This is a genomic window from Penaeicola halotolerans, assembly GCF_016464625.1.
GTDB lineage: Bacteria > Bacteroidota > Bacteroidia > Cytophagales > Cyclobacteriaceae > Penaeicola > Penaeicola halotolerans.
Genome location: NZ_JAEAGO010000005.1, coordinates 90,756 through 115,921, shown reverse-complemented (window position 1 = coordinate 115,921; position 25,166 = coordinate 90,756). Strand labels below are relative to the sequence as shown.

Annotated in this window: 14 protein-coding genes and 1 tRNA gene; 8 read left to right on the top strand and 7 right to left on the bottom strand. The window is 41.2% G+C overall.

Going from position 1 to position 25,166, the window contains the following annotated elements; all coding sequences use genetic code 11:
* Nucleotides 1-14: 14 nt before the first annotated feature.
* A complete protein-coding gene (locus I5349_RS12905) occupies nucleotides 15-2,891 on the bottom strand; it encodes a triple tyrosine motif-containing protein (RefSeq protein WP_226391196.1) in 2,877 nt (958 codons plus the stop codon).
* Nucleotides 2,892-3,146: 255 nt separating this feature from the next.
* Between I5349_RS12905 and I5349_RS12900 the strand changes: the two genes are divergently transcribed.
* The 6 genes from I5349_RS12900 (at nucleotide 3,147) to I5349_RS12875 (ending at nucleotide 14,549) form a co-directional block, all read left to right on the top strand.
* Nucleotides 3,147-6,236, top strand: coding sequence for a SusC/RagA family TonB-linked outer membrane protein (locus tag I5349_RS12900; RefSeq protein WP_226391195.1), 3,090 nt, complete (start codon nucleotides 3,147-3,149; stop codon nucleotides 6,234-6,236).
* 11 nt (nucleotides 6,237-6,247) lie between these two features.
* The gene (locus tag I5349_RS12895) at nucleotides 6,248-7,831 is read left to right on the top strand and encodes a RagB/SusD family nutrient uptake outer membrane protein (protein ID WP_226391194.1); all 1,584 of its coding nucleotides are present in this window, start codon (nucleotides 6,248-6,250) and stop codon (nucleotides 7,829-7,831) included.
* 22 nt (nucleotides 7,832-7,853) lie between these two features.
* The gene (locus I5349_RS12890; protein WP_226391193.1) at nucleotides 7,854-9,266 is read left to right on the top strand and encodes a PKD domain-containing protein; all 1,413 of its coding nucleotides are present in this window, start codon (nucleotides 7,854-7,856) and stop codon (nucleotides 9,264-9,266) included.
* A 73-nt stretch (nucleotides 9,267-9,339) separates the two neighbouring features.
* Nucleotides 9,340-11,430 carry a family 16 glycosylhydrolase gene (locus I5349_RS12885; RefSeq protein ID WP_226391192.1) on the top strand — a complete coding sequence of 697 codons (2,091 nt, stop codon included), beginning with the start codon at nucleotides 9,340-9,342 and terminating at the stop codon, nucleotides 11,428-11,430.
* Between the two features lie 13 nt (nucleotides 11,431-11,443).
* Nucleotides 11,444-13,708, top strand: coding sequence for a beta-glucosidase BglX (bglX, locus tag I5349_RS12880; RefSeq protein WP_226391191.1), 2,265 nt, complete (start codon nucleotides 11,444-11,446; stop codon nucleotides 13,706-13,708).
* A 4-nt stretch (nucleotides 13,709-13,712) separates the two neighbouring features.
* The gene (locus tag I5349_RS12875) at nucleotides 13,713-14,549 is read left to right on the top strand and encodes a glycoside hydrolase family 16 protein (protein WP_226391190.1); all 837 of its coding nucleotides are present in this window, start codon (nucleotides 13,713-13,715) and stop codon (nucleotides 14,547-14,549) included.
* A 68-nt stretch (nucleotides 14,550-14,617) separates the two neighbouring features.
* Here the strand turns inward: I5349_RS12875 and I5349_RS12870 are convergent, their stop codons facing one another.
* Together I5349_RS12870 and serS are read right to left on the bottom strand one after the other, a co-directional pair.
* On the bottom strand, nucleotides 14,618-15,055 hold the full coding sequence (locus I5349_RS12870; protein ID WP_226391189.1) for a nuclear transport factor 2 family protein: 438 nt from the start codon (nucleotides 15,053-15,055) through the stop codon (nucleotides 14,618-14,620).
* 272 nt (nucleotides 15,056-15,327) lie between these two features.
* Nucleotides 15,328-16,602, bottom strand: a complete 1,275-nt coding sequence (gene serS / locus I5349_RS12865; protein WP_226391188.1) for a serine--tRNA ligase — start codon at nucleotides 16,600-16,602, stop codon at nucleotides 15,328-15,330.
* Between the two features lie 264 nt (nucleotides 16,603-16,866).
* Between serS and rho the strand changes: the two genes are divergently transcribed.
* The gene (gene rho / locus I5349_RS12860; protein ID WP_226391187.1) at nucleotides 16,867-18,588 is read left to right on the top strand and encodes a transcription termination factor Rho; all 1,722 of its coding nucleotides are present in this window, start codon (nucleotides 16,867-16,869) and stop codon (nucleotides 18,586-18,588) included.
* A gap of 67 nt (nucleotides 18,589-18,655) precedes the next feature.
* Here the strand turns inward: rho and I5349_RS12855 are convergent, their stop codons facing one another.
* Nucleotides 18,656-18,868 (bottom strand): hypothetical protein, encoded by a 213-nt coding sequence (locus tag I5349_RS12855; RefSeq protein ID WP_226391186.1) that lies wholly within the window; start codon nucleotides 18,866-18,868, stop codon nucleotides 18,656-18,658.
* A gap of 351 nt (nucleotides 18,869-19,219) precedes the next feature.
* Here I5349_RS12855 and I5349_RS12850 point away from each other — a divergent pair, with 351 nt between their 5' ends.
* Nucleotides 19,220-23,548 carry a T9SS type A sorting domain-containing protein gene (locus I5349_RS12850; protein ID WP_226391185.1) on the top strand — a complete coding sequence of 1,443 codons (4,329 nt, stop codon included), beginning with the start codon at nucleotides 19,220-19,222 and terminating at the stop codon, nucleotides 23,546-23,548.
* Nucleotides 23,549-24,081: 533 nt separating this feature from the next.
* Here I5349_RS12850 and I5349_RS12845 read toward each other — a convergent pair.
* From I5349_RS12845 to I5349_RS12835, 3 genes are all read right to left on the bottom strand, one after another.
* A complete protein-coding gene (locus I5349_RS12845; RefSeq protein WP_226391184.1) occupies nucleotides 24,082-24,474 on the bottom strand; it encodes a helix-turn-helix domain-containing protein in 393 nt (130 codons plus the stop codon).
* Nucleotides 24,475-24,496: 22 nt separating this feature from the next.
* A complete protein-coding gene (locus I5349_RS12840) occupies nucleotides 24,497-24,802 on the bottom strand; it encodes a type II toxin-antitoxin system HigB family toxin (protein ID WP_226391183.1) in 306 nt (101 codons plus the stop codon).
* Nucleotides 24,803-25,033: 231 nt separating this feature from the next.
* Nucleotides 25,034-25,106: transfer RNA gene (locus I5349_RS12835), tRNA-Met, on the bottom strand.
* Between the last annotated feature and the right edge of the window lie 60 nt (nucleotides 25,107-25,166).

Here is a 25,166-nt window from a genome sequence, read left to right as displayed (position 1 = left end):
ACTTTTTCTACAAATTAAAATCTGAGCATAAAGTCTGTCAGGTTATCATTTCTATCTAAGTCAAGCTTTTTGCGCAGCCTGTATCGGCTGATCTCTACACCACGCACAGAGATATTGAGCAAATGAGCGATCTCTTTGGTATTCAGATTGAGTCTGAGGTAGGCGCTTAGCTTGATCTCTTGAGGCGTGAGTTGCGGATATTTTTCCAGCAGTCTATGGGTGAAATCTCCGTGAACAGTATTGAAGTGTGTCTCGAATTGATTCCAATCTTTATCACTAGAGATATTTTGCTCCATTTCTTTGATCAGTCGCTTGAGTTCATCTTTTCCACTATAATTTCGTTTGACCATATCTTCAAGCCTTGATTTCACAGAGCTGAGGAGTTCATTTTTATTGATCAAGTGAATAGTGGAGGAGGTAAGCTCTTTGTTTTTATGCTCGATCTCTGACTGCAGTTTCTCATTACTTAGACGCATGATGGCTTCCTCACTTTTATTGGTGATTTGCTTGATCTCCGTATCTTTTTGATTCAATACACGCTCTTGTTTGAGCATGATCATTTTCTTCTCTTTATTGAATCGCTTGTCTAAATAAAAGTAGGCCATACCAAATAGGATAAGCCCTCCAACAGTGTAAAACAAATAAGCAAATTTGCTCCTGTAAAATGGTGGGCGTACTATGAATTCAAAGGAAGCAACATTGCTCAAAGTGCCATAGATGTTTTTAGACCGAACTTTGAATGTGTAGCTACCTTCTGGTAAGTTAGTGTATTCTTTTTCTGTTGTAGCAGTCCATTCTGACCAGTCTTTATCAAAGTTTTCTAAGATCCACTGGTACTGTGTAGCTTTTGGGTCCTCATAGAAAGTAGCTGAAAAACCAAATCTCAAAGAGTTTTCAGCATAGTGAAAATCAGCTGGTATCGGATCGACTTTACCATAGTACAGTATCGAGTCACCATTACTCGTATTGGTGATTCTCCTGATATGTGTTTGGAAGCTTTTCAGCTCCTTTTTCTTATCAGGGTCATAGTGAATAAAACCTTCTTTAGCACCAAAAAGGATGTTTTTAGGATCGATAATGGAGATATTAGCTAAGTCATCATTCAGGTACTTCTGTATCTTATTGAATATATCTGTAGTGAGCGTGGCTTGGCCAAAGTTGTCAAATCTCAAGACACCTATACGCTGATTACTCATGAAGTAAATATTCCCTAATACGTCTTCTTTGATCTTGATGATATTTTCTGAAGGTGAAAAAATCTTTGCATATCGCTCATCAAGTACAAATCGATCGGTTTTTGTATCATAGGTGTAGATGCCTGTTTCAGCTGGGAATAACAGCTCATTTCTGATTTTTTCCATACCGATGAGTAAGTCGCTAGGAAAGCCTTTTTCAGAGTTGTAAAAGTCTACTTTCTCTATTTGCTGGTAGTTGGGATCAAATTGTATTTTGTAGATACCTTTATATCCATGAGCCATCCATAGTTGGCCATTTTCATCAAACTCCAACACGCGCGAAGACTCATCAAATCCCTCAAAGTGATATCGATACTGCCACCTGCCATTGATTTTTTCCATCAGGCTGAGTCCTTGATAGGTGCCAAGGATAAGCTTTTCAGGATGTCCTGGCACTTGTGCAAATGTCCAAGCGCCTTGCACATCAGAGATGAGTTGTGCTTCTTTATTTTTGAGTATCATAGGCCCATTATGATGTCCTATGAGAAGGTCATTTTCGATCACCCCGAAGCTGTAGACTTGACCTAGTGTATTTTCGATACTAGAAATATTTTTTTCCTTCTTATTAAGTTGGTAAGCACCATTGTTAGTACCTAGAAAATAGCTGTCTGCTGTGGAAGAAGCTGCATATCCCGCACCTGGCAGTCCTAGTTTTTCATCGATTGTAGTGAATGGAGAATTGAGCTCTACCATGGATATGCCATTATTGAGACCAAGCCATAGATTTTCATATTTGTCTTGAAACATGCAAAGTACGGTGCGATCGATCAAGCCTTTCTCTTTAGAGATATGCTGAAGTATTTCTCCAGCTGCATTGATGATAAAAAGTCCATCGTTTTGGGTACCTACCGCGTATCTACCATCCTTGAGCAATAGTACATTATTGATGATGGATTTTTCTATCTGATCACCATTTTGCAAGTCAAAAGGTCTAAGCTTCAGTCCATCATATATATAGATGCCATCTCGATAAGTGAAAATCAGTATTTGACTTTTGTCATAGGGGACGATAGCTGAGATTTGTATCTGCTTGAAAAAGCTACCCTCTGGAAGTAATTCCAGCTTATCATTGCGGAGGATGCTTAAGCCCTTGCCTCTAACCAGAGAATATACTTGACGATTCACATAAAAGGAGTACTCTAGAGGATCCTCTGACGTGATTACTTGAAGTTGATGAGTTGCAGGAGTGTATTTGAAGATGTTTTTAAAGGTAAAAAAATACACATGCTGATCATGCTGGTAAATACGCCATACTTCATCAAAGTTTCGAAACCTTCGTTCTAAGCTATCTGCTATACTCGTGTAGTGAAGTTGCCCGCTACTATCTGCATCAAAAAAACCAAAATCACCTTGAGCACCTGCATATATTCTACCATCGCTAGTCGCCAATACTGATCGAACTTTGGTAGTATTTTTTAAGCGATGCACTTGCCAGCTACTGCCGTCATATTCTAGCACGCCAAAGTTATTTGCTACATAGATGATCTCATCACTGCTTTGTGTGATGTACCATGTCTGAATACCTCCACCAAAATCTTGTGTAGAGAAGTTGGTGATGAAGGGTGTCCCAGAAAGTGTGTATTGTGCAAACAGCTGATCTGCAAAACTTATACACATGAGTAGGACTATGAGTAGCCGATATATTTGGTATTTCATAAGCTAATTATATTGCTTTTACTGTGTTTTTGACAAAATCAATACATTTTGAGTGTGTGAAATAATATTTTTTTAAAAGTGCTTTAAATAAAGCAAATAAGCAATTTTTATACACAATTGATGTAGTATTGATGTAGTGTTTTTTGGCTCCTTGTTGAGGTTGTGATGTAGTGTAGAGTTTGTGATTGCTTGAGAGATATGGTTACTTGTGCAATCGATTTCAATACCAAAATGTATTTTTAACAATAGACCCCTATGAAAAAAATTTTACTGGTTCTGCTAGTTCACATTTGTGGGATAGCATACGCACAGCAAGTGACCGTCCAAGGTACGGTAACTGCCTCTCCCGGAGACGAACCGCTTCCGGGTGTCAACATCAGAGTGAAAGGAACTACAGAAGGTAGCATCACTGACTTAGATGGAAGATATACGATACAAGTGCCATCAAGTGAGGCAGTGTTAGTGTTCTCTTATCTTGGTTTTGTGACCCAAGAGTTTCGAGTAGGTTCGCAGACTACGATCAATGTATCTTTGAAGGAAGACATCAACTCCCTTAATGAAGTTGTGGTAGTCGGATATGGTACTCAAGTCAGAAGTGAGATTACTGGCGCCATCTCTTCTATCAAGCAAGAAGAGATCGTACAGACTCCAGTACTTCGTGTAGAGCAGGCACTTCAAGGAAGAGTAGCCGGTGTACAGGTGACCAATGTCTCTGGTCAGCCAGGTGATGCGCCTACAGTACGTATCAGAGGAGCAGGTACTACAGGTAGTGCAGAGCCTCTATACATAGTAGATGGTTTTCCTGTTGGAGGCATTGACTTCCTAAATCCTAACGACATCGAATCAATAGATGTCATGAAAGATGCAGCTTCTACTTCTATATATGGTGCTAGAGGTGCCAACGGTGTCGTACTCATCACTACTAAGTCAGGTAAGAAAGACGGAGAGATGAGAGTGACGTACGATGGCTACTACGGTGTACAGAATCCATGGAAGAAACTGGCAGTACTTAATGCTACTGAATACGCTATCATGATGAATGAAGGTGCGGCTAATGCTGGTCTTTCGATACCTTATGCAGATCCTGCCTCTTTCGGAGAGGGGACTGACTGGCAAGATGCGCTTTTCACAGAAAATGCCCCTATCACCAATCAACAAGTAACGATCACAGGCGGTACACAGAAAAGCAACTATGTGACTTCTGCATCATACTTCGGTCAAGAAGGGATTGTTGGTGGTGATAAGTCCAAGTTTGAGCGTATCACTTTTAGACTGAATACTAACAATCAAGTAAAAGACTACTTGAAAGTAGGAACAAACATCGCTTACACACATATCAAAAGAAGAGCGATCGATGCCAATCAAGAGTTTGGTGGACTTTTGAGCAATGCAATCAATATCGATCCGATCACACCAGTATTTGAGACAGATCCAGCTAGATTGGCTAACTACAATCCAAATGCAGTAAGAGATGCTAATGGCAATGTCTACGCGATCTCTCCTCGTATAGGTCAGGAGATTGTCAACCCATTGGCAAGACTTGAAGTACTCAATGGACGCGTGAAAGTAGATAAGTTTGTAGGAAATGGATTTTTAGAGCTCACTCCACTAGAAGGTTTGACTTTGAGATCGACTATCGGTGTTGATTTAGCTTTTGTTTCTAATGATAACTTCTCTCCAGTATTTTTCCTCAACGGTGCTCAAGCCAATAACAGATCACTAGTTTCCAAAGGAACAGATAGATTCTTTACTTGGCAGTCAGAGAATACGATTCAGTATGAAAGATCATTTGGTGATCATAATTTCAGACTACTCGGTGGTACCACTGCGATCAGAACGCAGTTTGAAAATGTAGGAGGTTCAAGACAAAACCTTTTGGTTAATGATCCAGCTTTTGCTTACATCAACTTGACAGACGATCTAGAGTCTGCTACAGTATTTGGTGGAGCTTATGCGGGCACGCTACTTTCATTCTTTGGTAGATTGAACTATGACTATCAAGGAAAATATCTGTTCTCAGCGGTATTTAGAAGAGATGGTTCTTCAAGATTTGGAAGTAACAATCCATACGCTTCATTCCCTTCATTCAGTGCGGGTTGGATCCTTAGTGAGGAAGATTTCTTAAAAGGAAACAGCACCATTAGCTTCATGAAACTTAGAGGTTCTTGGGGTCAAAATGGTAATGAAAATATTGGTGGACAGTATCCATGGGCGGCTTTGATCGGTATCGGTAGAGGTTATACTTTCATCGGTGAAGATGGTCAGCCTACATTTGTCAATGGATCAGCTCTTGGAACATTGCCAAATCCAAACATCAGATGGGAAACTTCTGAGCAGACAGATATCGGTTTAGAGATGGCTTTCCTGAATGACAGACTTTTCTTCTCAGCTGATTATTATGTCAAAAAGACCATCGGTCTACTAGTAGCTCCTCCAATCCCTGGTGTAGTAGGTTCCTCACCGCCATTTGTCAATGGTGGAGATGTACGCAACTCAGGTGTAGAGTTAGCGATCAACTATCAAGGCAAAGCTGGTGACCTAGGCTATAGTGTAGGTATCAATGGCGCTTACAATAAAAATGAGGTAACAGGTATCGAAAATGCAGAGCAGCGACTCATCGGTGGAAGCTTTGCCACTTATGGTACTGTTGCACTAGCGGAAGTAGGGTTTCCTATCGGATACTTCTGGGGCCTAGAAACTAACGGGATCTTCCAAAACCAAGAGCAGGTGGCCTCACACGCAGTCAATGGTCAGCCGATACAGCCAAATGCCGTACCAGGTGACGTGAGATTTGTCGATAGAAATGGTGACGGAGTCATCAACGATCAAGACCGTACGATCATCGGTAATCCTACGCCTAAGGTGACTTTAGGTTTCAACCTGTCAGCTAACTACAAAAACTTTGACTTTGGGGCCTTCTTTACAGGAGCCTTTGGACATCAGATCTTCAATGGTACAAGAAGACATGATCTTTCTTCTTCAAACATGCAAGCAAGATACCTCGACAGATGGACAGGAGAAGGTAGCACGAACGAGATGCCTAGATTTACTTTCAATGATACCAATGGCAATTACTCTAGAATCTCTGACTTGTACATCGAAGATGGAGATTTCGTCAGATTAAAGACTTTACAAATAGGTTATAATTTCACTCCAGCTGTATTGAGCAAATTGAAGCTCTATGGGATGAGATTATATGTGTCAGGGGACAATTTGCTGACTTTCACCAACTACTCAGGATTTGATCCAGAGATCGGTGCAAGAGGCTCATTGGATATTGGGGTTGATAGAGGGGTTTATCCACAAGCCAGAACATACAGAGTAGGTTTCAGTGTCACATTTTAATCATCAGTAAAATGAAAAATATATTTAAATACAAAAGTGTAAAGTGGTTCTTAGGGATTAACATGCTATTTGGCATGACTGCTTGTTCAGATTTCTTAGATGAGCCACCTTTAGATACTAGGGTCGATGCCAACTTCTTTCAGACACAGTCTGATTTTGAAGAGGCTTTGGTAGCCGTCTATGACGTGCTACAGTGGAATACAGTCGTAGGTTTTCATCCAACTCCGATGTTTATGGACATCGCTAGTGATGATGCTTATGCAGGTGGTGCGAGTAGAACTGACTCACCAAATATCATTGAAGTAGATCAGTTTAATATCCGTACAACCAATGGGGAGATATCAGGTCTATGGAGAAAGCACTACATCGGTATCAATAGAGCCAATGTGATTTTGGAGAAATTAGAAGGTGTAGAGTTAGATCCTGATTTTGAAGCAAGTGCTGCGGCTCAAGCGAAATTTTTGAGAGCACACTTTTACTTTGATTTGGTGAGAATATTTGAAAATGTGCCTTTGACTTTGACTCAACTAGTAAATCCAGATGAGTACAATCAGCCACAAGCTGCTGTTTCAGATATTTACAATCAAATCGCCTTAGACTTAGAAGAAGCTATCCCAGGTCTACCAGAAGCTACGATTGCTTCTACAGGTGGTCGTATCACTAAGTGGGCTGCTAAAGCTATGCTTGGAAGAGTTTTCTTATTCTATAATGGAGTATATGGCCAAGACCTTCAGGCTGGCAGTGTCACAGTGGACAGAGCAAGAGCACTTACTCACCTAGAGGATGTGATCACACAAAGTGGTGCTGATTTAGTATCAGACTATGCTTCTTTGTGGAGAAGTAATAATGAGCTTAGCGTAGAAGCCATTTGGGAGATCAACTATTCAAATGCGATTCCATGGTTTGACTGGGGCTATATCCAAGGAGGAGAAGGAAACATGCAAGCTCAGATGCAAGGTCCAAGAGTAGCAGATCCGGGAGTGGAAGACTATGAGGCAGGATGGAGTTTTGCACCAGTGACACAGAGTTTGTACGATGCATTTGAGGCAAATGATCCACGTAGAGCAGCCACTATCTTGGAGGAGTCTGAATTTAATGGGGATTTAACAATCGGTTATCAGCACACAGGCTATTTCAGTAAGAAATATACTACGGCCAAAGATTACAAGCCTACTAGTGGACAGCAGGAACATAACTGGGGTAACAACTACAGATCTATCCGATTTGCAGATGTACTCTTGATGGCAGCTGAGCTTCATGCGCAGACAGGTGCTGTAGGTGCAGCGCAACCATATCTAGATAGAGTAAGAGCTAGAGTAGGTCTTGCGCCTGTGCCAGCTAATATCGAGAATATCTGGAGAGAAAGAAGAGTAGAACTAGCCCTAGAAGGTCACAGATACTGGGATCTATTGAGACAAGGTCAAACAGCTACTGAGACAGCGATCAATGCCAGTGGTACCAGAGGTGATGGATACCAAGGAGATCAAGCTGATTTCAATACGGCCTACAGACCAGCTACTAGAGGGTTCTTCCCAATCCCACAAAACGAAATAGACTTGTCAAATGGTCTACTCGAGCAAAACGATGGTTATTAAATCATTTTAAATAGAGATTCAAATGAAAACATATTATAAAATAATATCAGCCATCCTACTAGTATCTATAGTATGGCTAGGATGTGAGCCGCTCGAAGAGTCAAAGCCTGACTTAGGAGAAGCTCCTACAGCTGCAGATGTGACTTTCACGGCTACACCTACAGCTGAAAATCCAAATATAGTTCGCTTCAATAATACTTCTCCAGGCTTTAAAGCACTTTGGAATTTTGGAAATGGTTCTACAGCGGAAGGCAACGAGGTATTTGGAGAGTTCCCTATTCAGGGTGAATATGAGATCACATTGACGATTTTCACTAGGGCAGGTAAAGCGACTAACTCTCAAACGATCAATATCGCTGAGACCAATGCGCTTATGCTAGATAGAGAAGATTATAATTTACTCACAGGTGGGGCAAATGCATTAGAAGGAAAAACATGGATAGTAGATAGCGGTGTAGCTGGCCACTTAGGTGTAGGTCCGATTGGGGGTACTTTTCCTGAGTTTTATCAGGCGGCCCCAAATGAAAAAGCAGGTGAAGGCTATTATGATGATGAGTTGACTTTCAAGCTTGATGGTTTTGGAGTTGATTATGCAAATCAAGGAAGCTCTTTTATCAACCAAGCGCATGTGAGCGATTTTGGAGGATCAGTAAATGGGGCAGACCAAACACTTCCTCACGATCCAGCTGCTGATATGACTTGGTCAATAGTCGATGAAGGTCCGCGTAAGTTTTTGATTTTATCTAATGGAGGCTTTATGAGCTACTATACTGGTGTATCTAGATTTGAGATTACCCTTTTGACAGAAGACGAAATGCACATCCGTCAGTTAGACTCTCGCAATGGAGAATTAGCTTGGTATCAGAAGTTTATCAGAAAAGGATTTGAAAGACCAGTACCAGAAGTACCATATCTAGCTGAAGATGTTTTCGACAATTTCGATGAAGAGGGAAATGTCACTTGGAGTGTAGATCAGATAGGTGCATTCAATCAAAGCTTTGATAATCCTGCTATGATCGCTACAAACCCAAGTGCTAAAGTGGCTAGATATGTCAAGACAACTGCTCCTTTTGACAATGTCTACATAGACCTACCATATAAGATGGATATTACAGAGCGCAATGTCTTTACGATGAAAGTTTTCATTCCTAGCTACAATGACTATGAGACAGCTGGTGGAGAAGTATGGAATCCAGACCCAAGATTGTTGAGACAAGTATCTCTCAAACTACAAAATGGAGACCTAGCAGCTGCTTTTGAAACGCAAGCAGAAGTGATCGTTCCCGTGACGCAGATGGACAACTGGGTGGAGGTTACTTTTGACTTCTCAGCTTTTGCAGACCGTACAGACTTCGATCGTATCGTATTGCAGATCGGTGGAGAAGGTCACTACAATCCAGGTATATTCTTCGTAGACGATTTTAGATTACAATAATTCAAACCTGTTAAATCTGAAGAAGTGATCCAGCTAGTCTGGGTCGCTTCTTTCATCAATTTGCACTAGTAGCATGAAAAAGCTTATTCCCTTCCTGTTCAGTATCTGTATGCTGTTCGTCTCTATAGCTACGATCGCACAAGAGCGATTTGATGAATTGATATGGAGTGACGAATTCAATACCACAGGAGCACCTAATCCTACCTTTTGGTCTTACGACCTCGGCACAGGTCAAGGTGGATGGGGAAATAATGAGGTTCAATCCTATACACAGAGTAATAGCAATATCAGACAAGAAAATGGTCTACTGATCATAGATGCTATCAAGTCTGGGAGTGCTTGGACTTCAGCTAGGATCAAAACACAAAACAAATTTAACTTTACTTATGGCAGGGTAGAATTTAGAGCCAAACTACCAACTGGTTCAGGCACATGGCCTGCACTTTGGCTGTTGGGAGAGTCTATCACTTCTAGAAGTTGGCCTGCTTGTGGAGAGATCGATGTGATGGAGTTTGTGGGGAAAAATCCAGATGAGGTGCATGCTTCATTGCACTCGCCATCTAGCTTTGGCAATACTCAAAACACACAAACTGTCCAGGTGCCTAATGCAAGCAATTCCTTTAAAGTATATGCTGTTGACTGGTCCCCTGAGTCGATTAAGTTTTATGTCGATGATTTGCTGTACTATACCTACAGTCCTTCCAACAAGAATGATTCAAACTGGCCTTTTAAAGATGATTTTTTCATTATCATCAATATGGCTATGGGAGGTAATTTCGGTAGTGATCCGCAGTATGAAACTAACGGTCAGCGCAATGGTATAGATCCAAATCTCACAAGAGCTACCTTTGAAGTGGACTATGTGAGAGTATATCAGACATTTGAAGAGCTTAATATCACCGCACCTAGATATGTGCAGCCTAATCAAGCTGGCATCACACTCAATGCAAACAATCTAACTGGTGCAGACTATGAATGGGAGGTGCCGGCTGGAGTGGATATTCTCTCAGGACAAGGTACTCCAAGCATCAATGTGGACTGGAATGATCAGTCAGGGAGTGTAGTGCTCAATATGACATATGAAGGCCAAGTTTACACAAAAACAGTTGATGTAAAGACGATTTTCAAGCCTACAGAGGAAGTCTACTCGGTAGATGGTTTTCAAACGAGTCAAAAAAACGTCTTTACGACAAACGGAGGCACATTTGATCTAGAATTAGAGGATGAGTCATTAAAAGTGACTTATGACATAACCAATCCAAGTGCATTACCTACACTTAGCTACACACCAGCTCAAGGCTTAAACTTGATCGATCATCCTATACTGGAAGCTTCTATTAGAACATTCAATAGAAGCCAGACTGTTAGCATGCGTATAGACCTAGAGGATGCGCAAGGTCGTGTCACTAGTGGCAATCAAGTCTTCACCTTGTTGCCTTTGATAGCTGATGGCGCATTTTATGATTACGCTTTTGATTTCAGTGGATTCAATGGCTCAGGTCAAGGACAGGTAGATTTAACTGCTATTGCTAAAATTAGAATTTTAATCAACTACGGAATCTTTGGATCTCCAGGAAGAGATTCTCTTTGGATAGATGAGCTTCGTGTGAGAAGAGAATTTTCAGGCTTGCCAAATCGACCATCAAATCTAAGCATAGCCAAAAATGGTAGTAATAACCAACTAACTTGGAGAGACCGCGCCACAGATGAGCAAGGATTTCAAGTATATAGAAGGGAGTCGGCTGGAGAGTGGGAGATGATAGCAGAACTACCCGCAGATAGGACTACCTATGAAGATGCTTCACCAGATCCTACCAAGGACTGGCTTTATAGATTGCAAGCATTCAATGCGCAAGGTCAGTCCCTTTTTAGCAATGAAGCCAGCGTGACAGAGGTAGTTACTTCCATAGAAGATGAAGCCATAGCCAGACAGTTTGCGATCTATCCAAACCCTTCATCAGGAGATTTCACTATTGATTTTCCAGCCATTTATGGTGTCCAAGAAATCAGGGTATTTGACCTCAATGGAAGGGAAGTCAGTACTAAAATCTCGACTGTTTCTCCTACTCAATTTACTGTAAGCGTAGAACAAAAATCAGGGCTTTATGCCTGTAGAATCGTAACCAATAGAGCGGTTATCATCAAAAAAATATTTATCAAATAGTACGATCTAAACCATGAATATAAAGTGTGTTTGTATAGCGTTAGTAGCGCTAACGGGGGGATTTTATGCCTGTGATTCAAAAAAAGAAACGGATGCTTTTGATCCTAAAGTGACAGAGCTACTGTCTCAGATGACACTGGAGGAGAAGGCTGGTCAACTCAATTTTGTGGTAGGAGACCTATTCACCACAGGCCCTGATGGGAAACCAAAAGCGCCTGACTATCTAGACGAAGCCATCAAAAAAGGTGAGGTGACAGGGATATTCAATATCTATGGAGCTGAATATACTCAAACATTACAAAAAAAGGCTGTAGAAGAGTCTAGATTGGGGATTCCGCTTTTGATCGGAGCAGATATCATTCATGGTCTGAAGACCATCATGCCTATTCCACTAGCGGAAGCCGCTAGCTGGGATTTAGAAGCCATAGAGCTAGGATCTAGAGTAGCTGCGAGGGAATCAGCAGCTGCAGGGATCAACTTGACTTTTGCCCCGATGGTGGATATCTCTAGAGATGCTCGATGGGGGAGAAATGCCGAAGGAGCTGGAGAAGACACTTACTTAGGTTCACTGATAGCAGCAGCTCGAGTACGAGGTTTTCAGGGATCAGACCTTTCACTGGCTAACACCATTGCGGCTTGTGTAAAGCACTTTGCTGCTTATGGAGCAGCTGAAGCAGGGAGAGACTACAACACAGTGGATATGTCTGACATAGCGTTAAGAGAAACTTATCTCCCTCCGTTTAAGGCAGCAATAGATGCTGGTGCAGCGAGTATCATGACAAGTTTTAATGAGCTCAATGGTGTACCAGCTTCTGGAAATGAGTATCTGTTACAAGATATCTTGAGAAAGGAATGGGGGTTTGAGGGCTTAGTCATCTCTGATTGGCAATCCATCTCTGAGATGATGTTTCATGGATATTCTAAAGACTCTATAGAAGCCACCATTCAAGGAATCAATGCGGGAACAGAGCTAGATATGATGGCAGATCTTTACTTATCATTTCTTCCTCAGCTAGTTCGTGAAGGCAAAGTGTCTGAAGCAGTTTTGGATCGTGCTGTCGGTCATATCCTCCAACTCAAAGTGGATCTAGGTCTTTTTGATAACCCTTATCTATACAGTGATCCTGCAGTGGAGGCAAAAGAAATTCGCTCTGCTGAAAACTTAGAAGCAGCATTTGAAATCGCTAGAAGATCTATTGTATTGTTGAAAAATGAAAAGCAAACGCTTCCAGTAAAGTCCACCGTAAAAAGAATTGCGGTCATCGGTCCGCTAGGAGATAATCAGGCAGACATGAATGGCACATGGTCATTTTTTGCAGAAGCACTGCACCCAATCTCATTTTTAGAGGGGATTAAGGCTTATGCAGGTCCAGGAGTTGAAGTGACCTATGCTCAAGGTTGCAACCTTTATGATAATAGTACGGAGCATTTTGCTGCGGCTAGAGCAGCCGCTCAAAGAGCTGATTTGGTGATTTTAGCTATCGGTGAGAGTGCCGTGATGAATGGTGAAGGGGCTTCTAGATCTGACATCACTTTGCCTGGAATCCAACAAGAATTGGTCAATCAAATAGCAGCTGTAGGAAAGCCTACTGTGGCCTTAGTGAGTAGTGGCAGAGCTTTAGCTTTGACAGAACTAGAAGCCAAAGTAGATGCTATCCTAGCGACTTGGACATTAGGTTCACAAGCAGGTAAGGCTGTAGCGAGTGTGCTTTTCGGTGAGTACAATCCTGCCGGTAAACTACCAGTGACATTTCCTCGCAGTGTAGGTCAAGTGCCGATTTATTACAACCATAAAAATACAGGTCGTCCTTTTGAGGGAGATTTTTCAAGTCAAAAGCTAGAAGATCGAGTATACAGATCTCGCTACAGAGATGTAGACAACTCGCCTTTGTATCCATTTGGCTATGGGTTGAGCTATACCACTTTTGAGTACAGCCAACCTGTTCTAAATCAAACTTCCCTAACGGATGACAGCCCAATTACAGTAACTGTCAAAGTAAGCAATACTGGAGATAGAGATGGAGAGGAGGTCGTACAGCTATATACCAGAGACTTAATTGGCAGCTTGACTAGGCCCGTAAAAGAATTGAAAGGCTTCCAAAAGATCCACCTGAAAGCAGGAGAAAGTCGTGATATCAGCTTTGAGCTAAAGGCAAGTGATCTGGCTTTTTGGCGAGCTGATGGGACTTACGGCTATGAGCCTGGTGATTTTAAACTCATGATTGGCGGTAATTCTAGAGATACCCAAGAGGCAGTATTTTCCATTCCTAACCCATAAAGCAATGAGAAATAAATTTTTGATACTAGGGATTGCAGGCCTATTGGCAGCTTGCCAAATCGAGACATCTCAGTTTGAGGCTGATGACAAGCTGCTTTGGTCTGATGAATTTGAGGTGGCAGGTATGCCAGATAGTACAAAGTGGGGATATCATACAGGAGGTCATGGATGGGGAAATAACGAACTCCAACATTACCTAGCTGCACGTCCTGAAAATGCCCGTGTGGAAGATGGTAAACTGATCATAGAAGCACATCGTGAAGATGTAGAGGATAAGGAATATAGCTCAGCGAGACTTATTTCTCAACCCTCTGGTAAGTGGCAGTATGCTTATGTGGAAGTGAAAGCAAAGCTTCCCAAAGGTAGAGGGACTTGGCCAGCGATATGGATGATGCCAGATGCCTCAACCTATGGTGGATGGCCCAAAAGCGGTGAAATAGACATCATGGAACATGTAGGCTATGATCCAGGAGTAATTCATGGTACTGTTCACACTGAAAGCTTCAATCACGTAGATGGCACACACCTATCAGCGCAAAAGACTATTACTGACTTTGATGAGGAATTTCATGTTTATGCGATCAATTGGACAGAAGAAGAGATGGAATTTTTTATCGATGGGGAAAAATACTTCTCTTTTGTAAATACAGGTAATGGAAGTGATGATTGGCCATTTGATCAGGACTTCTACCTTATACTCAATGTAGCTGTCGGTGGTAATTGGGCTGGAAAAGAAGGGGTAGATGAGTCCATTTGGCCTCAGAGAATGGAAGTAGATTATGTGAGAGTCTATGAACCTAGACCACTCACACCTACTAAAGCTGTAGAAGCAACCTTTTGATTTATATTGTTAATTTGGGTAAAGATGATGAAAAGACACGCTCATTGAGCGTGTTTTTTTGTGTCTTATTATTTGGAGAGTGGCTCTTCATACCAGGTTTTATGGACGATTTTCCACTCATCATTGATCTTGATTAGGGTCAAAAAGTCATAGTAAAAAATTTCTGGCCAGTAAAGCTCGGCTTCGACTACTGCGCTATATCCCTTGATTTGGATACTCACGATTTTGTTTTTGTAGTCCGTAGGGTTTCTCGGAGCTCCAGCGGAGACACCATTGACCCACTCGCTAAATGGCGTGATATTCAGAACAGTACCTCTATAGCCGATCAGCCTGGCCTCTGGCAAAAACGCTTTCTCTAACATAGCGCGATCTCTTTTGATCATGCCATCAAAGTAATTTTGGATAGTCTTTTGAACAGCAGCAAATTCATCAGTGGATTTAGATTGCGCTTGCAGAGTGATAGTAGCACTAAATAGCCATAAAAATAGGCATACAGAAAATTTCATAAGCTTAAACTTTTGATTTGGTCAAAAGTAAAGATAAGCAAAATCTTTTCTCTGCATGCCGAATTACCCTCTATCAAGGTAGATAGTTCAAAGTGTTTGCCAAATCAATTATTTGCTTGAAAATCAATAATTTAGATTGGTAGGTAATTATGGAATTGTACATTTCCGAGCAGCTCATTAATAAAAATGGACAATAATCTTATTAGAAAAAAATAAACGATAAATCCATTTCTCTCAAGAAATGGATTTATCGTTGTGTATTATAGTTACTACTAATCAATAATATCAAACCCAGTATAAGGAACCAACACTTTTGGTATGCGAATACCCTCAGCACTTTGATTATTTTCCAAGATAGCTGCTACGATTCTTGGTAGCGCTAGTGCACTACCATTGAGCGTATGGAGGAGTTGGGTCTTTTTGTCCTCTGCTTTATACCTAAGCTTCAGTCTATTCGCTTGATAAGTTTCAAAGTTACTCACAGAGCTGACTTCAAGCCATCTCTCTTGAGCGGCACTATATACCTCCATATCATATGTGAGTGATGATGTGAAGCCCATATCTCCTCCACAGAGTCTGAGTACTCTGTAGGGTAGTTCTAGTTTTTGTAGGAGTCCCTGTACATAAGCACTCATTTCCTCTAGTGCTTGGTACGAGTTTTCTGGATGCTGGATCTGTACGATCTCCACTTTGTCAAACTGATGCAATCTGTTCAAGCCCCTCACATGTGCGCCCCAGCTACCCGCCTCTCTTCTAAAGCAAGGAGTAAAGCCCACATTTTTGATAGGAAGTTCTTTTTCTTGCAAGATCACATCCCTGTAAAGATTCGTAATAGGAACTTCAGCGGTAGGGATGAGATACAGGTTGTCTGCTGTGGCATGATACATTTGTCCCTCTTTGTCTGGAAGTTGTCCTGTGCCATAGCCACTCTCCTCATTTACGAGGATAGGAGGCTGTACTTCCATATAGTCAGCTTGAAGTGCTTCATCCAAGAAAAAATTAATCAAGGCTCTTTGTAGTCTAGCACCTTTTCCTTTGTACACGGGGAAGCCAGCACCAGTGATCTTTGTTCCTAATTCAAAATCGATGATGTCATACTTTTTGATCAAATCCCAGTGTGGGACAGCTCCTTTATCTAAAGTTGGGATGGCGCCATTTTCCAAGACCACTTCATTATCTTCAGCAGACTTACCCGCAGGCACACTTTCATGAGGGATATTCGGTACGAGATAGAGTGCTCTAGTGAGTTGCTCTTCCAGACTATTGAGTTGTTCTCCTAGAGATTTGCTTGCTTCTTTGAGTTCAGCGGTCTTGCCTTTAATTTTTTCAGCGGCTTCTTTTTGACCAGACTTCATCAATGCACCAATTTCTTTGGCAAGCGCATTGCTTTCAGCCAATAGCTGATCCATCTGCTGCTGTGTCTCTCTGCGATTTTGGTCTAGCTGGAGGATTTCCTCGATACTAGCTTCAGCATGAGGAAAATTACGCTTAGCTAGTCCTTTGAGGATGCGTTCTTTTTCCTCTTTGATGATATTTACTTGTAGCATTTCTTCTCGATTTTGATTGCAAAATAAAGCCTTTTCACCTTAAAAAACGAGTAGCCATCCCTTTATTCTCTCAAATCACCTGCGCTCAGCGTATATTTTGGCCAAATATTTGGTAATTAGCTTTTACTCATTTAATATTGCAAAGACATCATTGAAGTATTTCATCCTAGACCTACTTCTGACACGATCAAAACGAGTCATTTTTACAAATCAACAAATCATTCTCAACATCATCATCTAAGGTATCGACCTTAACCCCTTCTTATGTATAATATCGAAGAACTAAACATCAGGCTCCTCTCTGAACTGAGAGAAATAGCTGAAGAGTTAGGTGTTAAAAACCAAAAAAAGCTAGGTAAGCAAGAACTTATTTATGCGATTTTAGACCAACAGGCTATCACTCCTGAAAAAGCCCTCCCTAAGAAAAAGCCTGTGAGTGCAGAAACTTCCTCTAGCGAATCATCCGCTGAAACTTCCACTCCAGCCAATACACCTAAAGCACCTGCATCACGTCAGGAAGCTGATAATGAAGACGGAAAGCCTAGAATGCGCAGAGTCAATGTCACGGAGGTAAGCGAGAAAGAAGAAAAAGCAGCTAATCCTCAAGCAGAAGAAAGCAGGCCTGAAAAAACGCCAATTCGCAAAAGAGAAAGGGTGGAAGAAGCTCCTAAAGCCGCACAACCTGAGCGTCAAAGACCAACACCGCCTGCTGAAAAAACTACAGAAAATAGAGAAATAGAACTTCCTAAGCGTAAGCCTGTCAGACCCGAAGGCAAAGATGGCAATCAGCTATCAGCAGAAGAAAGAGAGCAGCGCCCAGCACGTGAAGAAAGACCTCAAAAAAGAAATCATGCTGCCAATATCAAAGACTTCGATGGGATCATCGAAAATGGCGGGGTACTAGAAATCATGCAAGATGGCTACGGCTTCTTGAGATCTCCTGATTACAATTACCTAGCTTCTCCGGATGATATCTATGTATCGCCTTCACAGATCAAACTTTTTGGTTTGAAAACAGGTGATGCGATCATCGGACAGATCAGACCACCAAAAGAAGGGGAAAAATACTTCGCACTACTCAAAGTGACTACTGTAAACGGTAAAACTACAGAAGAGATCAGAGACCGTGTACCATTTGAGTACTTGACACCACTTTTTCCAGAAGAAAGACTCAACCTCTCTACCTCAAGTTCAAACTATTCTACTAGAATCTTAGACCTTTTTGCCCCGATCGGTAAAGGTCAACGAGGAATGATCGTAGCCCAGCCTAAAACGGGTAAGACAGTCCTATTGCAACAAATAGCCAATGCCATCACTGAAAATCACCCTGAGGTGCACTTGATCATCCTTTTGATCGATGAGCGTCCAGAGGAAGTGACAGACATGGCACGTAGCGTAAAGGCTGAAGTGATCTCTTCGACATTTGATGAGCAAGCAGACCGCCACGTGAAAGTCTCTTCTATGGTCTTGGAAAAAGCCAAGCGTATGGTAGAGTGTGGTCACGATGTAGTCATCCTACTAGACTCAATTACGAGACTAGCGAGAGCATACAATACCGTAGTACCTTCATCAGGAAAGATCCTCTCAGGAGGTGTGGATGCCAATGCACTGCACAAGCCTAAGCGTTTCTTTGGTGCAGCACGTAATGTTGAAAATGGAGGTTCACTCACGATCATAGCTACCGCCCTCATCGAGACAGGTTCTAAGATGGACGAAGTGATCTTTGAAGAATTCAAAGGTACAGGTAACATGGAACTTCAGTTGGATAGAAAACTCTCTAACAAGCGTATCTATCCTGCGATCGATGTGCCAGCTTCTGGTACGCGTAGAGAAGACCTACTCATGGACAAAGATGAACTGGGTAAAGTATGGATCTTGCGTAAGTTCATGGCAGACATGACGTCTAACGAAGCGATGGATTTCCTACTCAGCAAGATGAAAGGAACCAGAGACAATACAGAGTTTTTGATCAGCATGAACAACTAGTCAGAAATGCTACAGCATAAAAAAAGCACGAGAAATCGTGCTTTTTTGTTTATAGGGTTTGGAAAAATTAGTATCTCCGACTGTTTAATTTTTTAATTCTTTTTTCCGCTGTTTTATCAAGTTTTTCAGCGTTCCGAGACTCACTCATGGCGATGGCCATGGGGCTTTGACTGTTGGCATATCTTTTGTCCACGGCTACAAGCTCCTGATATTCCTTACTGCTTGCGCATGAGGTACTTAGTAGCGCGATGGCAAAGCATCCTAAAACGATCTTTTTCATAGCTATTTGGGATTGTTCAGCATCTGATAGTCAGCACTTATGCGTATATCAAATGCAGAAATATGTCTCTAATATAAATAAAAATACCCAGTATTTGGTATTTTGTTTAAAAACATAAAGTTTTAATGACGAATTGAACAACTTTTATCTGTATTTTTGCTAAGTTGTTTGAAGAAATTCAAGGGAATCAAATCACGTGTGTTAAAATAAATACAGTCAAATTTTGAAGATTTGGCCTATTCTTGCAAATGAAAGTTTTGTCAGTTGGTGAATTTCATTAGCTTTCGTACTTTAGTCTGCATTAAGGCCTTGAACATAAGGAATTAACCCCAGTCAAAAAGGGAAATATACATGGAAAAACTTTACAAAGGACTTTTACTCTTTTGCCTCACTTTTATCAGCTTAGGAGTATTCGCCCAAGGGCCAACGGTTACTGTATCGGGTCCAACTACCACTAACCAAAACTTCACGGCTACTTTCACTTTCAGTGAAATAGTCACTGGCTTTACAGAAGGCGACATCAGTGTAGTCAATGGTACTGTCGTATCAGGTACGCTTGCCACGAGTAATAGCATCACCTACACTGCGCAAATCAATCCCACAGGAGATCCCGTGCAGGTAAGCGTCCCTGCTGGCGTAGCACAAAACTCGGTACCTGAGACTAACCAAGCTTCTAATACACTCAGTGTCACTTATGATGCGCCTGTTGCACCTACGGAAGGCCCTGTTTTATCAGCTACGAATATTACTAATGGTTCGGTCAGAATAAACTTTGACTGGTCAGGGGCTAGTGATGTGGCGGATAATACTTTGATTTTGATTTCAAGTTTTCCTGGTGCGATTGAGATTTTCTACCCATCTTTTTCTAGTTTAGATGGTAGATTACCCGATTCACAAAGTAGATTTTTTGATCCTAATATGAATACATTTCATCTTTATAAAAATTATACTGATGAAGATATTGGAGCTGGGCATGTGGCTTATTTTGGTTCATCTTCTACTGGTTTTATTGATATATCTAATCTTGATCAGAACCAACAATACTTTGTTGTTGCTTATGCCTACAATGGGGGTGATGGCACAAGCCTTTATTTCACTGATTTTACACCAATAGATTTTACGACTGATGCGGGAGTTGAAATACCTATTTTAGATAATATTGGCTTAGTAAATGTAGATTCTGATGAGGTTACCGTAGATGTTAGTGTGTTTTCTAGTGAAGGAGAAGCTCTAAGCGAAAGAGGTACTGAATATTCTTTAGCGACTGACGCAGTAGGGAATGCTTTAGCAGAAGGAGGGACAGGGTTAGGGAATTTCTTTCAGACCAGAACAGGTTTGACGCCAGCCACTAGGTATTACATTAGAGGTTATGCCACTAATAGTGCTGGGACGGGTTACAGCCCAATCTTATCTTTTGTCACTTTAGAAGTAGAACCAGATGCGCATGTCATTGATTTGACAGCACTCAACCCTACGACTACGAGTATTGATTTAGAATTCAACTCTTCGGGAATCAACAATGTCAACGGGTATATCATCCTCTACAATACTACAGGAGGGGCATTAAGTGATTTACCGCAAGATGCAGTGTCTTATAATGCCAATGATGCCATAGGTGGCACGACTGTCGCTGGATTTGTTACGCATACTAATGGACTTGAAAATTTCAGTGTTACTGGTTTAGCTACTGGGGTGACCTACACTTTTTATGTAGTGCCTTACAGCCAAGATCCAGGAGAACCAGAGTCGATCAACTATTTCACAGACCCTGTTATCCCAAGTGTGACAGAAACCACTTTAAATCTAGCCCCTGAGCCAGACAATCATGTGATTGATTTGATAGCGACTGTGCCAGTTGCGCCAGATGGCTATACACAAATTGATTTAGAGTTCAATAGCACGGGCATCAATGATGTCACAGAATACATGGTGTTGTACAACACCTCTGGGAATGTCTTGACGGTTGAGCCTACTGATGGGATAGCCTATACTGTGGGTGCTACTATAGGAGATGCTACAGTAGCTGGTTTTGTGACGCATAACAATGGCATAGAAAACTTTTCAGTGACAGGTTTAGATCCAGGGACGCTGTACAATTTCTTCATTGTGCCTTTGAATACTTTAGGGACAGATGAGTCGATTAATTACAGAACGCTAGCGACTATCCCTACTGTAGCGGAAACAACACTTGATATTGCACCTGAGCCAGATGCAGATGTCACTGCTGTAGTGGCGACCACGGCAGCAAGCCCCAATAATTTTACGCAAATAGATATTACTTGGGATTATCTAGGTGACTTAGCCTTGGTGGAGGGATTTATTATCTTGAGAACCAATGGAACAGATGCACCTGATACACCTCCTGCAGATGGCGTAGCTTACAGTGCCAATGATGCATTGGGTAATGCCATTGTGCAGACGGTCATCACAGATGATTTGATCAGAGCTTATAGTGCTACTGGCTTGACACCTGATACGCAATACACTTTTACCATCTATCCATATAACGACAATGGTGGCTTTGCGATCTCGACTAATTACCGCATAGACAATCCAGGCTTTGATGAAGCGACCACAGATGCGATCAATTCTTATGTATGGAAAGGAACGGTTAGTAGCGATTGGACAAATGCTGATAACTGGGACCCTATAAGGACAACACCTTTACCAGATGATTTCTTAGTATTTGATAATTCGTCTACAGCTAAGACAGTCACTAATATTCCTACAGAAACAGTATCTGCCATCACAATGAGTGATAGCCATACCTTTAATGCTGGGACTTCAGGCAATGTCTTAACCATAGCAGGTTCTCCTGTTTTGGGGGATGATTTTATCCTGAATTCAGGAACGACTTTGACCGTCAGCAGTGCCAATGCACTAGATATCGTACTAGCCTCTGGCTCTATGCCTCAAGTGGCAGGAAATATTACTTTGACTGGAGGTACGCATCAATTTATCAATAACTCGGGCAACACCATTACTTTTGGATCAGGCCAGACCGTTACCATTGGTGCTGGCATGGGATCTGAATTTCCATTTGGTACAGCACCTAATAACGCCTTTGTCTTTGCTTCGGGGTCAATTTTCAATCAGAATGATGGGAATAGTCCATTTGGAGGACCAGGTATAGATGTAGTTGCTTTTCAAGAAGGTAGTAGTTATGTGAGGACAAGTGGAGGATCATTCAGTTTAGCAAATAGAACTTACGGCTTTGTAACTTTTTCAGGGACTTTAGCACTCACAAACGCCTCATCTGGTACTACAACGATATTAAACGACCTTGTTCTTAATACAAATGTTGGATTTAATGGTAATGCAGATATTAGCCTCTTAGGAAATTTAGTTGGCACCTCGGGTCAATTAAATATAACAAGTAACAACTTTAGATTTGAAGGTTCTTCTAATCAACAAATAGACAGGAATGTAACTGGTCAAAATACTGGTAGAATAACTGTAAATAATGCTGCTGGTGTTACATTAGGAATAAATGTTACCACAGTAACATTATTTACAATGACCCAAGGAGATATTAACCTCAATGGGTTTGCGATGACCTTGAGTACTGAAAATGCCTTGACCTATACTTCAGGTTTTATTTATGGAGGGAATTTGACCAGAAGACTTCCTGGGACTTATACGATTGGTTCTTATGATACAGGTTTATTTCCATTGGCCATGCCAAATAAGCCTGAAGAAAATGCCTTTATAAATGTGGTAAGAACTGGTGGATCTGCAGGAAACTTCACAGTAGCCTATGTACCGTCAGATGAGGGACAGACTACTTTGACTACCCCACTCAATGATGCAGGAGCAGATATTGTAGTGGCAGCGAATGGTTATTGGAATGTAATTACAGCACCAACTTCAGGTACCTATGACTATTACCTATCAGCTGAGATGTCCAATAATGTTGTGGATCCAGCGGATCTTAGACTAGTCAAAGGAACAGATCCAGCAGCACCGATCTTAGTAGGGACGCATCAGACAGCTTCTACGATCAATGGTGTTCTATACGCACAGCGCACTGCTATACCTAATGGAGATAGAACAGGACAGTTTAGACTAGCCAGTACCAGCTTAGATGCTGAGATAGACCTTCCTGTAGAGTTGCTCTTCATCGATGCACGCCTTGACGAGCGCAAGTCTGCTGTCGTGACATGGGCGACTATCTCTGAGATAGACAATGATTACTTTGAGGTGGAGCGTTCACTAGATGGCGCGAAAACTTTCAAAGCCATCGCACAAGTTAATGGTAACGGTACAGTCAATGAGCGCATAGATTACAGATACGTTGATTCAGATATTCCAACAGCCAATCAAGTGATCTATTACAGATTGCGTCAAGTGGACTTTGATGGGCAATTTGAATACAGCCCAGTAGTGGCACTACGTAGAGACTTTGGAAGTGAGTTTGACGGAGAGCGTTGGGCGATCTATCCAAACCCTACCAATGGCTCAGATCTGAAGGTAGTCTTGCTCAATGCAGACCTTAGTGGAGATGATTTCATCTTTAGATTGGTAGACATGACCGGTAAGTCACTTTACCAAAAGCAAGTTTCTGTAGAGCAGGCTAGCCAAGACCTACAGGGTGTAGTAAGCAACCTCAAGTCAGGTATTTACATCGTAGAGATCACCAATGGCAAACTCGTAGATCGCATTCGTATTATTAAGCAGTAATTGAATGATTTTTTAAATACAGTGCCCCACTTATGTGAAATAGGTGGGGCGCTTTTGTATATATCTAGATTAAGAGTTTTTTGATATAAACACATCCTGTTACCGAAATCCTTTTATTAGAATCAGAGATTAGAGAAAATCAACGATTAGAAAGGGTAAGGTTGAGAGAGGCTCAAAATTGAATTTTTTGAAGGATGAAAATGTATAGGAAGCTGAGCAAGTAGATACGCTCAAAAGACTCATTTATTAGATATTCTTTAAGATTTACTGTATTATACTAATATTTTATTTAATTTAAACTAGAGTCTTATTGGGGTTATCCCCTAGTTATCCTCTAGTCATCCCCTAGTTATCCTCTAGTTATCCTTTACTTTCCCCTAGTATGGGCTTTTTGTATTATTCTTGGATATGGTGATTTGAGAATCTCTTTATGAAATGGAAGTTCTTGATCATTAGTACTTAACTTAAAAAAGAAAAACCCTTTAGAATTTCTCCTAAAGAGTCTCTTGGTATTGAACGTATAGTCTATTTTACTACACCAACTGCTTCTCTTGTTGATCGGACAGCCTATAAGGTTGGATGAGGACTTCAACAGGTAATCCCAATAGTGTCGAAAGGTTTCTAATCATATCAATTGTTAAAGCTCTTTTCTTATTCAGAACGAGACTTACAGTGGTTTTACTACCTATGGCAGGGATGAGATCTTTGTCTTTAAGTCCTTTCCTCTCCATAGTTTCTTGGATAGCAGCTATCGGATCCGGCAGGGCAATAGGATAATGCTCCTTCTCATATTTGTCTATTAAAGTAACCAGCAACTCTGCTTCCATTCCCGCTGGGCTCTCTGAATCAGCTTCAAAAATGGCAGACAGCCTAGAAAGAGCCGCTTCATATTCTTTTTCTGTCGTTATAGTTTTATCCCACTTCATACGTACAATAGATTTTGTATTATTAAAATTGATTGACAGTATTTGCATCTACTTTATCATAGGTGGAGTGTGTGCCGATAAACTTGATGAACACCCATTGTCTCAAATAACTGATTTGCGCAATTAGCCGATACTTATTTCCTGAGATATTAAATACCACTCGATTATTCTTAATAGGATCTGCATCAGGAAAATCTTGCACCACATCCGAAGGCTTTTGCCAAGTGGCATGCCTCACCACTGCTAGCCAAGTCTCTATACTCGACTTGGCATCAGGATGCTTTTGATAGAAAGCTATCAGATTTTTAATGGCTATGATATTCTTCAAATCTTATCACTTCAAGAACGATTGAATTTACATAAAAGTTTTCAAAACGAAAACTTTTAGAAGTGCTTATCAATCAAGCAAAGCTTATTTTAATAATAATTGGATATAGAAAGGTCCTTTTTGATTTTAAAAAAAAGTAGAAGACTAAGCGATGAAGCCAAAATGTGATGGTACTTGAAGTGCCATTAAAAAAGAAAAACCCTTTAGAATTTCTCCTAAAGGGTCTCTTAGTAGCGGGAGCTGGACTCGAACCAGCGACCTTTGGGTTATGAGCCCAACGAGCTACCAACTGCTCCATCCCGCGATATATCTTGATAATTAATCTCTTATTTAATCAGGCGCTCCATCTGATTGCCCTTAATTG